The following is a 12,616-nucleotide window of genomic DNA, read 5'->3' on the forward strand; positions in this document are numbered from 1 at the left end:
AGTATCGGGAAAGTTTCACCGCTTAAACAGATTGCTCTGCGACTGCTTGTCCCGATGATCCCCGCGCAACTCGGCGTGTAGCGCGCGACCGGCCTGAACGCCGGGGCGGGCGCTGACGGCCTCAAGCCAGCGGGTGAAATGGGGTTTGTCGTCCAGTACCTGCTGCTGGCCCTCCCACAGGCCGGCCCAGCCCCAGATCGACATGTCCGCGATGGAATAGAAATCACCCGCGACGTATTCGTTTTCGGCCAGCCGCCGGTCGAGCACGCCGTATAGACGCCCGACCTCGGCGCGATAGCGGTCTTGTGCGTAGGGCAGGTCCTGCGGCGGGTCCAACTGTGGGGCGTATTTCAGGAAGTGATGCGCCTGACCTGCCATCGGGCCGACGCCGCCCATCTGCCACATCAGCCACTCTTCGACGGCGATCCGGTCGCGCTCGGTTTTGCCGTAAAACCGCCCGGTCTTGCGGGCGAGATACATCAGGATCGCGCCGCTTTCGAAAACCGAAACCGGCGCTCCATCCGGACCATCGGGATCGACGATGGCGGGCATCCGGTTGTTCGGGGAAATCCGCAGGAATTCGGGGTCGAACTGATCGCCCTTGCCGATGTTGATCAGGTGGGTGGTGTAGGGCAGCTCCATCTCTTCCAGCGCGATGGATGCCTTCCAGCCGTTCGGCGTGGGCCAGAAATACAGGTCGATCATGATGCCTCCTCAGCTTGAAGGGATCATGAGGCTTTCTGTGCAAACGGCAAGAGAGCTTTGGGGTGGGACACCGCAAAAAGCCGTGACCAGCGGAGCGTGGATGTCTTGGGGATACCGTCGCGCAGCAGGGCGTCATAAACGCGCAAAACGCCGGGGCGGGTATAGCTGGACCAGTGGCAAATGCGGCACTGCGGGTCACCGACCGGGAAGATCGTACGCTACAGTTGGTTCAGCGTATGGGCTCAATCGAGCTGTAGCGTGACCGCGTTTGGCGCCTGCAAGCCGATGCCGAAGCTCCGGTCGCCGCGTTGTGGCGGTAGGATCATCCATTCAAACAGGAAATCGAACAGGTCGTTTTCGCGGCTGATCACGTCGATGAACTCGGCCATATGACCTGCAGGCGTGTCCAGCGCGCCCAGCGTGCGGCTTAAATAGACCGCCCCGGACATTGAGATGATGCGGTTCAGCGATCCGGGCGCAACAAGGTGCAGGGCCTTGAGCGCGATGCCCAGCCCTTCGCCCTCAGGGCCCGATCCGAAGCGCAACTATTGCGGCCAGCTTGGGCAATGCCAGGGCATCTGCGTGAGATGCAGTGACAGAATATGCCGGTGCGGGCAGGCTTTGGCATCGTCGGGCGTTACTTGTATCCGTGCGTCATGAGGATGACCGGCGCAACCGTGTCGTGGGTCCGACGCAACGTACCAAGCAAAGATCGCGTGCTGCGGTGCAGGGCGAATGTGTCGCCGATGGCGTTGATCCTGATTACCGGCATTGCTCTGCCTCATACAAGATGTTGTGGTGCCGATGTGACACAACGCTATGACGCCTTGGTGAATGGACGGTTACAGAACCGTGACGATGCCGTTGCAAGGGTTGACGCATCCGCAACCGCGGCGTAAGGGCAACAACACCACGTGGCGATTTGTTACCGGATTGCGGGCCACGCTAAACAACACCGCTAAAAGGTCAGGATGAAAGGCCCCTTTCGCTTGACCGCGTCTGGGGTTTTTTTGATGCCCTTGCCAGACAAGGGTCGAGAGGAATGACATGAGCGAGAGCTGGAACAAACGCACCCAAGCCGTCCATGGCGGTATTCGTCGCAGCCAATACAATGAAGTGTCCGAGGCGATCTTTCTGACGCAGGGCTTCGTCTATGAAAATGCCGAACAGGCCGAGGCGCGGTTCATCGAAACCGGCCCGGATGAGTTCATCTATGCTCGCTACGGCAACCCGACCGTGTCGATGTTCGAACAGCGTATCGCGGCGCTGGAAGGGGGCGAGGACGCTTTTGCCGCCGCGTCCGGCATGGCGGCGGTCAACGGTGCGCTGACCTCGATCCTGAAGGCCGGGGATCACGTTGTGTCCGCCAAGGCCTTGTTCGGGTCGTGCCTGTATATTCTGGAAAACATCCTGACCCGTTATGGGGTTGAGGTGACCTTTGTCGACGGCACTGATCTGGACGCGTGGAAAGCGGCGATCCGTCCGCATACTAAGGCAGTGTTCTTTGAATCCATGTCGAATCCGACGCTTGAAGTGATCGACATCGCTGCGGTTGCCAAGTTGGCGCACGCTGCCGGCGCATTGGTGGTGGTGGACAACGTCTTTTCCACCCCGGTCTTTTCGCGCGCGATCGAGCAGGGCGCCGATGTGGTCGTCTATTCCGCCACCAAACATATCGACGGGCAGGGGCGCGCGCTTGGCGGCGTCGTGATCGGCACCAAGGAATTCATCCGCAGCACGCTTGAACCCTACATGAAGCATACAGGTGGTGCACTCAGCCCCTTCAACGCCTGGATCATGCTCAAGGGTCTGGAAACGATGGCTTTACGGGTCAATGCGCAAGCCGAGACGGCGCAGACCGTGGCAGAGGCGCTGGAAGGTCACCCCGCGCTGGAGCGGACGCTGTATCCGGGGCTGAAGACCCACGCGCAGAATGCACTGGTTCAGACGCAGCTGGGCGGCAAGGGCGGTACGGTTCTGTCGCTGGACATCAAGGGCGGCAAGGACGCGGCGTTTGCGTTTCTGAATGCGATGACGATCCCGGTGATCTCGAACAATCTGGGCGACGCCAAGTCGATTGCGACGCATCCGGCCACAACAACGCATCAGCGGCTGAGCGATGAACAAAAGGATGAGCTGGGCATCACACCGGGTCTGATCCGCCTGTCCATCGGTCTTGAGGACGCAGGCGACCTGCTTGCCGATATCAGCCGCGCATTGGACGTTTCCCAACAATAACGGCGCCCTTTTACCTGTTACAGCCGTTTCGAACTTGACGATGAGGGGCACAAATCGCGTGTCCCTCACGTAAATTCGATCCGGGCTGTGTTTCGACGCGTATACAGTTACACTGGAAAACGCGCCGAAGCTGTATATAGTCCGGCGACCAACCCGAGGAGCCCCGATCGATGAACGTGCACCCCCGCAGCATTGATGACGCACCTGACCATGATGAGGCCGCCGCCGCGCTGAAAACGCTGCGCAAATGGGCCGAAACCGCGACCGAGGCCGAGATCAGCCAGCTTGATCCCGCCATTGCGCGTCTTGTGCCGGGGCTGGTTCCGACGAATTACCCGTCGCTGTCGCGGGAATATCCCGAAGGGTTTGAGGTTGATGACGCCTATCGCGCAACATTGCCCGATCTTCAGAACGGCCCGTCCAGCCTGATCCGCGGGGCGAAACAGCAGATTCAGCACGTGGGGATATCGAATTTCCGCCTGCCGATCCGGTTCCACCGCAAGCACGGTGACGACCTGACGCTGGAGACATCCGTTACCGGCACGGTCAGCCTTGAAGCTGAAAAGAAGGGCATCAACATGTCCCGGATCATGCGCTCGTTCTACAAACATGCCGAGCGCACGTTCAGCTTTGAGGTCATGGAGGCCGCGCTGAACGACTATATGACCGATCTGGACAGTTTTGATGCGCGTATCCAGATGCGGTTTTCCTATCCGGATCGTGTGAAAAGTCTGCGCTCGGGGCTAGAGGGATACCAGTATTACGACATCGCGCTGGAACTGGTCGAACAGAATGGCGTGCGCCAGAAGATCATGCACCTGGACTATGTCTATTCCTCGACCTGCCCGTGCTCGCTGGAGCTGAGCGAACATGCGCGGTCTACGCGCGGTCAGCTGGCGACGCCGCATTCGCAGCGGTCCGTCGCGCGGATTTCGGTCGTTGTTGATTGTGAGGCCGATTGCCTGTGGTTCGAGGACCTGATCGCGCTTTGCCGCCGCGCGGTGCCGACAGAAACGCAGGTTATGGTCAAGCGCGAGGACGAACAGGCATTTGCCGAATTGAACGCAGCTAATCCGATCTTTGTCGAGGACGCCGCCCGCCTTTTCTGTGCCGAGCTTCTGGCCGATCACCATATCGGAGATTTCCGCGTTGTTGCCAGCCATCAGGAAAGCCTGCACAGCCACGATGCGGTATCCGTTCTGACCGAAGGTCCGACCTTTGTCTCGGCCAGCCTGGATCCGCGCTTGTTCTCGACCCTCTTTCACATCGGGTGACTGAAGCGGAGCGACTGAAGTCTCGAAAATAGACAAAATGGCGAACTTTCGCCGCACCGCAGCAAAAAAAGCTGCGGCCGCATTTTCTTTGACGTAGTGTAAAGGAGATTGCAGCCGTGGTTTGCGCGTTTGTCAGCCGTCACGCCACACTGAAAGGAAGCCGAGACGTGAGACACGCCGGGACTTCGAACCTTGGCAATCCGCCTGAGACATCAGGGCGGAGCGGGGTGCTTCTTTCCTTTGAAGGTTGCATCGTTTTCACAGGAGAAACGACTAATGAATCCGATTACCCAGCCGCTGGAATTTCAGGCGGCAGCCATCCGTATGGCCGGCTACGCGGTTAGCAACCAACTGAAGATCATGCAAATTCTGGCTACTTCGGCCATGGAGTTGCCATTTGCGCCGGTACATGCTCTGCACGCGTCATCCGCGCTTCCGGCGCCTGCTGCTGCAAAGCCCGAGTTCAAGTCCAAAGCGACCGCAGTCAAGCCCAAACCGGCGGCGGCACCCAAGGCCAAGCCGGTCGCACGTGCCAAAGCGGTGGTGAAGCCAAAGGCCGAATCGCCTAAACCTGACGCGGCCAAAAAGGCGGCCGCTCCGGCCAAGGCAACTGCTGCTCCTGCGGCATCAAAGCCCGCAAACGCAGCAAAACCGCAAGAGTCCAAGCCGACAGTTGCCGCGCCCAAGCCCGCAAGTCGTGCGGCGACAGCAAAGCCTGCAGTTGCCAAGCCTGCACCCAAGGCACAGGCTCCCAAGCCCGTCGCGGAAAAAACAGCCGCCAAACCCGCGGCGCCCAAGGCCACGGCAAAAGCTGCATCGCCTAAACCGGCGGCCCCCACGACCGTAAAGAAGACTGCGGCACCTAAGGCTCCGGCAAAATCTGTTGCCGCCAAGCCTGCCGCGCCCAAGGTACAGGCAGCGAACATCGCAGCCCCGAAGGCTGAGGTTGCCAAGCCGGTTACACCTGCGGCCAAACCTGCGGCACCAATTGCTAAACCTGCGGCACCGGTGGTCAAACCCGCCACACAGGCGCAGGCCAAACAAGTCGCACCCAAGGCCGAAACTGCAGCGCAGCAACGCCAGACGCGTGCGCCGTCGAAGCCGCCCGCGATGCCCACACCCGCCAGCAAAACGGACGAGTAAACGGGACATCCGCTTGACACGGTCGTGCAGGCGCGCCAACGCTGCGCCTCATGACGGACATGCGCCCGGTTGGATATGTGATTGGCCTGTTGGTCGCCATTCTTGGGGCGACCATGATGCTACCCATGCTTGCGGATCTCATCGAAGGTCGGGGCGAGTGGCACGTATTTCTGGAAAGCGGTGTCATCACCATGCTGACCGGCGTTGTCCTGTCCATCAGTTGTTCGAACGGGGTGGGCGAAGGTCTGACGATCCGTCAGACCTTTTTGCTGACCACCGGCGTCTGGGTGGCGCTGCCGCTTTTCGGCGCCATCCCGTTCTTGTTCGGTGAGACCGAACTGCGCTTTGTCGATGCCTATTTCGAGGCCATGTCAGGGCTGACCACCACCGGCTCAACCGTTATTTCCGGGCTTGACGATCTGCCACAGGGTTTGCTGCTGTGGCGTGGGGTCCTGCAATGGCTGGGCGGGATCGGCATCATTGTTGTCGCGATGGTATTCCTGCCCGAGCTTCGGGTCGGGGGTATGCAGATTTTCCGCTCGGAAGGGTTTGAAACGATGGGGAAAATCCTGCCTCGCGCGCAGGAGATCGCGGGCCAGATTTCCCTGATCTACGTCTTTCTGACCTTTGTCTGCGCCCTGGTTTACGCCGGCCTGGGGATGAGCTTTTTTGACGCTATCGTGCACGCCATGACGACCATCGCCACGGGCGGGTTTGCGAATTACGATTCCTCCTTTGCGGTGTTCTCGGGGCCAACCGAATACGCGGCTGCGGTCTTCATGATCCTCGCGGCCCTGCCGTTTGTGCGCTACGTTCAATTCGCCAATGGCAATACGAATTCACTGTGGCAGGATAGCCAGATCAAGACTTTTCTGGCGACGATTCTGGTTCTGGTCGTTGTCATGGCGGTGTTCCTGATCTCGGTCTTTCCACATCATTGGGAACAAGCGTTCCGCGAGTCGCTGTTCAACATCACCTCGATCATTTCTGGTACGGGCTATGCCAGCGTCAACTATATGACCTGGGGCAATTTCCCGGTCATGCTGTTCTTTCTGATCGGCCTGATCGGGGGCTGTGCGGGCTCGACCGCCTGTTCGATCAAGGTGTTCCGCTATCAGCTGTTGTTTGCCTCGATCAAAACCCAGATTCAGCGCATCCGCTCGCCGCATGGCGTGTTTGCGCCGCGCTATGACGGGCGAACGATCGGGCCGGATGTTCTGACCTCGGTCATGAGCTTCTTCATGTTCTTCGTGCTCTCAATGGGCGTGCTGGCCTGGGCGCTGGCGCTGACGGGGCTGGACTTCATAACGTCGGTCTCAGGTGCGGCCACGGCGCTGGCCAATGTGGGGCCGGGGCTGGGCGATCAGATCGGCCCGGCGGGCAATTTCGCCAATCTCAACGACACAGCCAAGTGGCTGCTGTCCATTGGTATGCTGGTCGGGAGGCTGGAACTGCTGGCCGTCTACGCGCTGTTTACTGCCCAATTCTGGAGAAGTTGATGAGAAGACCTCTGGGTGCCCAGATTTCACATATGTTGAGGGACCGGGGCGTTGACGTGATTTTCGGCGTCCCAGGCGTTCACAACCAGGAAATGTATCGGGGCATCGAAGAGGCGGGTATCACGCATGTTCTGGCCCGTCATGAACAGGGGGCAGGGTTTATGGCCGACGGCTATGCCCGTGCAACCGGCAGGCCCGGCGTGGCGTATGTGATCACCGGGCCGGGGCTGTGCAACATCATGACGCCAATGGGGCAGGCCTACTCGGATTCAGTGCCGATGCTGGTGCTGTCATCCTGTCTGGACGAGACGGACGCCGTACAGGGCCAGTTGCACCAGATGAAGGATCAGCGCGGTGCCGCCGAAACCGTGGCGGACTGGTCTCGTCAAGCCAATACCGCACAGGCGGCCTATGGGCTGGTCGAGCGCGCCTTTGAGGAATTCGAACTCTCCCGCCCGCGCCCCAAGCATATTCAGGTGCCAATTGCCCAGCTTGAGGCCGAGGCCGATCCGGCGCCATTTCCCAATCAGCCCGGTCTGCGGTCCAAGGTGGTGCCGCCTGATCTGGCGCCGCTCATGTCCTTGCTGAATATCTCGCGCCGACCGCTGTTCATTCTGGGCGGAGGGGCGCGGTCAAACTTGTGGCGGCAAATTCTGACACAGTTGGGGGCCGCGTGTTTCACCACCTTTGCAGGCCGCGGGATGGCGGGGCTTGGCTATGCGCTGGATTTCGGCGCCACGCTGCCGCGTCCGGGAAGTGCTGACGTGATTGGTTCTGCTGATCTTGTGGTTGCGGTGGGGGCAGAGCTGGGTGAGGTTGACCTGTGGCGCGACATGCTGGGGCATTCCTCTCATCTGGTGCGGGTCGATCTGGATCCGCAGGTTCTGTCCGACCATCACCGCGCGGGGATCAAGCTGCAGTTAGATGGTGAGAGCTTTGCCCATGCCCTGTGGGCGTCGATTGACGCCGTTAAACCGGCAACGGGCTGGACGTCGGAAGAGGTCGCCGAAGCCCGCAAACGCTGGCGGGCGGAATCCGATGCCGAACGTCCCGGAATCGTGCCGGTGCTGGATGCCTTGCGCGACGCAATGCCCGCCGACACGATGATCTATTCCGATATGACCCAGTTCGCTTATGTCGCAAAAGAATTCTGGGACATGGCCTACCCCTACCACTGGCACCACCCGACCGGGTTCGGCACGCTGGGCTATGCGCTGCCTGCCGGGATCGGGGGCGCGGTTGCGCGCCGGGGTAAACCCACGGCCGTGATCGCGGGGGATTACGGGTTTCACTACACAATGATGGAGCTGGGCGCAGCGGTTGAGTTGGGCCTGTCTCTGCCGATCATCCTGTGGGACAACGGTAAGCTGAAAGAGATCGAAGGCAGCATGGTCCGCAGCCAGATCGCCCCCAACGCTGTGGTGGCGCGCAACCCTGATTTCTGCAAGCTGGCCGAGGCCTTCGGGGCCCTGTCCGCTGCACCGGGAAATCTGGAAGAGATGCAGGCCGCCGTGCAAGCCGCGTTTCATGCCCCGGTTCCGACACTGATCCAGGTGACCCCGGACATCGCCTAGCAAGAAAAAACGCCGCCCGAAGGGGCGGCGTTCATCGTATTGAAGATCAGTTTAGTCCCAGCAATGCACCAGCACGGTCATTCCGTTGGCCCGTCTGCTGAGCTCATTGGGCGAAATCTCGGCGGTCGATTGGCCGGGCTGACCAGATAAACCGGCCTTTTCCAAAGCTTCATTCAAGCGGTCTGTTGTCGCCGCCAGACTGACCGAAGCGGGCAGGGTGCGCCCCTCGGACGGGGTGGGCAGCAACATTCCGACAACCTGACCGTTGTCGTCAAAAACCGGGCCGCCCGCGTCGCCGGGTTGCGCCGCCAATGCCAGGCGTTTCACGCCTTCTTCACCATCCAGCCCCCGCACATCGGTGATCTGGCCATAGGTCAAGGTCGGTGCGCCCAACGCGCCCTGATACGAGAAACCCGACACCGCGACCTCGGACTGAATGCGCGGTTTGTCGGCGCTGAACTCGGCGATGCCGATTGGCACAAGACTGCGGCGAGGGCGCAGCACGGCCACGCCAAGATTGGTATCTGCCCAGGCCACCTGAACCTCCTGATCGTCGTTCAGCGTGATCCGGGTGCAGCTTTCTGTTGCCTCGGACACGGTCAGAACTGTGCCGTTTGCATCGGTGAAGAAGCCGGACCGGGACAGGCGCGGCCTGCGCACTTGCAGACCCGAAACCAGATCGATCCGCTGATCGGTATCCGCTCCGGCACCGGCGTCCAGTACGGCGTCATTTGTGGTGAAGCTGGCCTTGATCGCGGCCAAAACGCGCGCGCGGCGGGCCTCATCGCCTTCGGGCCAGACCAACGTAAAGCCCTTGATCTGGTCGCCTTTCAGCGCCGCTTCCGTGTAGGACACGATCCCGTTGCCGCGACCCTCCAGCGTGAAACGATCCCCACGCAGCTGTCGCGGACCGTCCAGAGGCACAATCTCCAGCGATTGCATCACCTCAAAAAGTGCGCGCAGGGTGGATTTGTTGCCCTGCTGGCTGATCAACAGCGCCTTGGCGTTCAGATCGCTGGTGCCTTTGAAATGCGCAAAAGGGGCCTCGTAGCGGTCAAAGCCGATGACACCCAGGGGCAGGTCCAGATCGATGCCGGCCTGCGTGTCGGAATGGCGCGCCATGCCGACACTGATCAGCGGGGCGTTATAGTCGTCCATCAATGCCGTGCGCTGCGCCGTTGTCAGCACTCCGGTGGGCTCATAGCCGTTGAACCGTTGCCAGTCCCCCATCGAACGGCGGGTGCCCGCACCAAACGCGCCATCGATGGTCGAATTGTAAAACCCTGCGGCCTGCAGGGCGGTTTGCAGATCCTTGCGCTCTTGCGCAGACAAGACGCGTTCGGATTGCAGGGCCTGCGACCGTGTCTCATCCGAGGGCTGCGGGGTCAGCCCGGCGGCTGATTGATCAGGCTGCGGTGTCGGCTCGACCGGCGGGGTCACCGTGCTCTGATCCACAGAGCTTGAACCAACGGGCCAGAATTGCTGAGCCAAAGAATTCGAGAACGCGATGTAGCTGTCTGCCGGAATCTGCCCCTCGGCCCGGTAAACGCGCAAAACCTGCTCGGCGTCGCTGCGCAAATATGGACCGATTACAATGGCATACCAGCCAGAGTTCAGGCGGAACCCGTTCACGTCGGGCAGTACGTTCGCATAGGCCTGCGCGCGTTCCTGCGCCTGGCGCAGCGTCGGGCGGGCTTCGACCTGTACCCAGACGCCTGCCTCCTGCTGTGCAAAAACGGCGCGCGTGCCGAAGAGAAATAAAAACAAAATTGCAGTGATTACTCGTGTCATTGTCTGCCCGTATCCGCGGTGTTTTGGCTTTGCCGCAGACTAAGCGATTTGAGACGCGGAAAGCCATGCCCGGAGTACGGGGAATTTCCAGTGTGGCTGTGCAGTGACAGCCGGGACCCATTGGCCCGTTGACGCCCCTTGGCCCCTTGCATAGGAAGGACAAAACCGACCGGAACCGGGCGCAGACGTGCCCAAAGGGAATGTCATGACCGAACCGTCCAGCGCACCACGTTCATTTCAGGAAATTATCCTGCGTCTCCAGTCCTATTGGGCCTCGAAAGGCTGTGCCATCCTTCAACCGTACGACATGGAGGTTGGGGCGGGGACATTCCACCCGGCTACCACGCTGCGCGCTTTGGGGTCCAAGGCATGGGCTGCGGCCTATGTGCAGCCGTCGCGTCGTCCGACCGATGGACGGTATGGTGAAAACCCGAACCGGTTGCAGCACTATTATCAGTATCAGGTGCTGATCAAACCCAGCCCGCCCGATCTGCAGGAGTTGTATCTGGGCTCTCTGGAAGCCATCGGTATCGACATGAATCTGCACGACATCCGGTTTGTCGAGGATGACTGGGAAAGCCCGACTCTGGGTGCCTGGGGTCTGGGCTGGGAGGTTTGGTGTGACGGAATGGAAGTCAGCCAGTTCACATATTTCCAACAGGTCGGCGGCCATGACTGCGCGCCGGTCTCGGGCGAGCTGACCTATGGTCTGGAACGTCTGGCGATGTATGTGCTGGGCATCGACCACGTGATGGACATGCCGTTCAACGATCCTCAGTCACCGAGCCCGCTGAGCTATGGCGACATCTTCAAGCAGACCGAAGAGGAATACGCCCGCTGGAACTTTGACGTGGCCAACACCGAAGTTCTGCTGCGCCATTTCGAAGAGGCCGAGGCCGAATGCGCCACCATTCTGGCGCAGGAACATGACGACCCCAAAACCGGCAAGCGCATCGTCATGGCGCACCCTGCCTATGACCAGTGCATCAAGGCCAGCCACGTGTTCAACCTGCTGGACGCGCGTGGTGTGATCTCGGTGACAGAGCGGCAAGCTTATATCGGACGGGTTCGGGCGCTGGCCAAGCAATGTGCGGATGCGTTCCTGCTGACCGAGGCCGCCGGGTTTGAGGCCTGATGGGGGGCTCAGGCCAATCCGGGCAACAGCACTTTCATGCCATCCGCGATCATGCTGATTGCGATGGCGGACAGGATCATGCCCATAAAGCGGCTCATGATCACGCGGGCGTTTTCGGACAGCCGCTTGGACAAGGCCGAAGCGTTCCAGAACGTGATGAACAGCAAAAACAGAACGGCCAGAAACACGCCGGCATAGATGATGGCGTCCACCGGTTTGGATATGTGGTGCGCATAAAGGATCAGCGTCGTGATCGTGCCGGGCCCGACCAGGATCGGAAAGGCCAGCGGGTAAAAGGCGACGGTCGCCGGTTCGGGGTAGGATTGTTTTTCCCCCTCGGTTCCGTGATGCGAGGCGCTTTCGCTGCCGTTCAGCATGTTCAGGCCGATCATCAAGACAACCAATCCGCCCGCGACACGCAGGTCGTCCACGCTGATCCCGAAAAGGCCAAGCGTCTGGTTGCCAATCGCAGCAAACGCGCCGCCAAGGATCAGGCAGTAGGTCGCCGTCTTCGCAGCCACCTTGCGCTGGTCGGCGGGGGTCAGGCCGTCGGTGACGCTCAGGAAAACGGGCAGGTTGGTGATCGGGTTCATGATCGCAAACAGCGCGCCGAAGAACCCAACGGCAAGGGTCATGTCCATTCCAAAAACCTCGTTCCGGCCTGTATCAGTTTGGAAACTGGCCCATTTCCCATGAAGTTGAAAGAGGCCGTGTGATCAGGATGTCGAAAAGATGACCGGAAAACTGCTTGCAATCATTCTCGTCCTATCTGCGGTCGTGGCCGGTGTCGGCATGTATTACCTACAGGTCTATGGATTTTATTACGATGTCGAACCTCAGCCGGGGCAGGATGTGTCCTTGTTGGCCGAAGGGGCAGTGGACCCGCAGCCAATCCCGTATTCAGCGTTTCAGGCAATTGACGCCGACAGCTCTCCGATCCGATACCGGGCGTGTTTTGAAACCGATTTGACGGCCCAGGATCTGGCGACATTCCAGCGGGTGGAAAACCCCGAACCGCTGACCGCGCCGGGGTGGTTTGACTGCTACGATGCGGTGGCCATCGCCGAGGCCCTTAGGTCGGGGCAGGCCCAGGCGTTCATGGGGGCCAAGAACATTCATTACGGCGTCGACCGCGTCGTTGCGATCACCACGGATGGTAAGGGTTATGTCTGGCACGCGCTGAACAATTGCGGCGAAAAGGCCTATGACGGAACGGTTGTCGGCGAGGAATGTCCGCCCCGGCCCGAAAGCTGAGAG

At 60.4% G+C, this 12,616-nt stretch carries 12 protein-coding genes and 1 riboswitch; of the genes, 7 read left to right on the plus strand and 5 right to left on the minus strand.

The annotated features are described in order from the left end of the window. Window positions 1-15: 15 nt before the first annotated feature. From ACOQFT_RS19820 to ACOQFT_RS19830, 3 genes are all read right to left on the minus strand, one after another. Entirely contained in the window at window positions 16-705 is a 690-nt protein-coding gene (locus tag ACOQFT_RS19820; protein ID WP_421599574.1) for a glutathione S-transferase N-terminal domain-containing protein, read from the minus strand. Window positions 706-947: 242 nt separating this feature from the next. After that, the gene (locus ACOQFT_RS19825) at window positions 948-1,250 is read right to left on the minus strand and encodes a hypothetical protein (protein WP_421599575.1); all 303 of its coding nucleotides are present in this window, start codon (window positions 1,248-1,250) and stop codon (window positions 948-950) included. A 92-nt stretch (window positions 1,251-1,342) separates the two neighbouring features. Beyond that, window positions 1,343-1,477, minus strand: coding sequence for a hypothetical protein (locus tag ACOQFT_RS19830; protein ID WP_421599576.1), 135 nt, complete (start codon window positions 1,475-1,477; stop codon window positions 1,343-1,345). A 132-nt stretch (window positions 1,478-1,609) separates the two neighbouring features. Further along, a riboswitch (SAM riboswitch) is annotated at window positions 1,610-1,687 on the plus strand. Between the two features lie 65 nt (window positions 1,688-1,752). On the opposite strand from ACOQFT_RS19830, the gene metZ reads away from it, so the two are divergent. The 5 genes from metZ (at window position 1,753) to ACOQFT_RS19855 (ending at window position 8,433) form a co-directional block, all read left to right on the plus strand. Then, window positions 1,753-2,943, plus strand: a complete 1,191-nt coding sequence (metZ, locus tag ACOQFT_RS19835; RefSeq protein ID WP_421599577.1) for an O-succinylhomoserine sulfhydrylase — start codon at window positions 1,753-1,755, stop codon at window positions 2,941-2,943. Between the two features lie 170 nt (window positions 2,944-3,113). Further along, the gene (gene folE2 / locus ACOQFT_RS19840) at window positions 3,114-4,217 is read left to right on the plus strand and encodes a GTP cyclohydrolase FolE2 (protein WP_170670995.1); all 1,104 of its coding nucleotides are present in this window, start codon (window positions 3,114-3,116) and stop codon (window positions 4,215-4,217) included. A gap of 276 nt (window positions 4,218-4,493) precedes the next feature. Beyond that, a complete protein-coding gene (locus ACOQFT_RS19845; protein WP_421599578.1) occupies window positions 4,494-5,360 on the plus strand; it encodes a hypothetical protein in 867 nt (288 codons plus the stop codon). A 50-nt stretch (window positions 5,361-5,410) separates the two neighbouring features. Continuing rightward, window positions 5,411-6,859 (plus strand): TrkH family potassium uptake protein, encoded by a 1,449-nt coding sequence (locus tag ACOQFT_RS19850; protein ID WP_421599579.1) that lies wholly within the window; start codon window positions 5,411-5,413, stop codon window positions 6,857-6,859. After that, window positions 6,859-8,433, plus strand: a complete 1,575-nt coding sequence (locus tag ACOQFT_RS19855; protein ID WP_421599580.1) for a thiamine pyrophosphate-binding protein — start codon at window positions 6,859-6,861, stop codon at window positions 8,431-8,433. The genes ACOQFT_RS19850 and ACOQFT_RS19855 overlap by 1 nt, the downstream gene beginning before the upstream one ends. Window positions 8,434-8,484: 51 nt before the next feature. Here the strand turns inward: ACOQFT_RS19855 and ACOQFT_RS19860 are convergent, their stop codons facing one another. Then, entirely contained in the window at window positions 8,485-10,224 is a 1,740-nt protein-coding gene (locus ACOQFT_RS19860; protein ID WP_421599581.1) for a serine protease, read from the minus strand. 205 nt (window positions 10,225-10,429) lie between these two features. On the opposite strand from ACOQFT_RS19860, the gene ACOQFT_RS19865 reads away from it, so the two are divergent. Then, window positions 10,430-11,359, plus strand: a complete 930-nt coding sequence (locus tag ACOQFT_RS19865) for a glycine--tRNA ligase subunit alpha (RefSeq protein ID WP_421599582.1) — start codon at window positions 10,430-10,432, stop codon at window positions 11,357-11,359. An 8-nt stretch (window positions 11,360-11,367) separates the two neighbouring features. Here ACOQFT_RS19865 and ACOQFT_RS19870 read toward each other — a convergent pair whose 3' ends face one another. Next, entirely contained in the window at window positions 11,368-12,000 is a 633-nt protein-coding gene (locus ACOQFT_RS19870) for a MarC family protein (RefSeq protein WP_421599583.1), read from the minus strand. 91 nt (window positions 12,001-12,091) lie between these two features. Here ACOQFT_RS19870 and ACOQFT_RS19875 point away from each other — a divergent pair, with 91 nt between their 5' ends. Beyond that, window positions 12,092-12,613: a DUF6446 family protein gene (locus tag ACOQFT_RS19875; RefSeq protein WP_421599584.1), complete on the plus strand. Its 522-nt coding sequence runs from the start codon at window positions 12,092-12,094 to the stop codon at window positions 12,611-12,613. Window positions 12,614-12,616 lie beyond the last annotated feature (3 nt).

The organism is Ruegeria sp. MALMAid1280, assembly GCF_049195285.1.
Classification (GTDB): Bacteria; Pseudomonadota; Alphaproteobacteria; order Rhodobacterales; family Rhodobacteraceae; genus Ruegeria.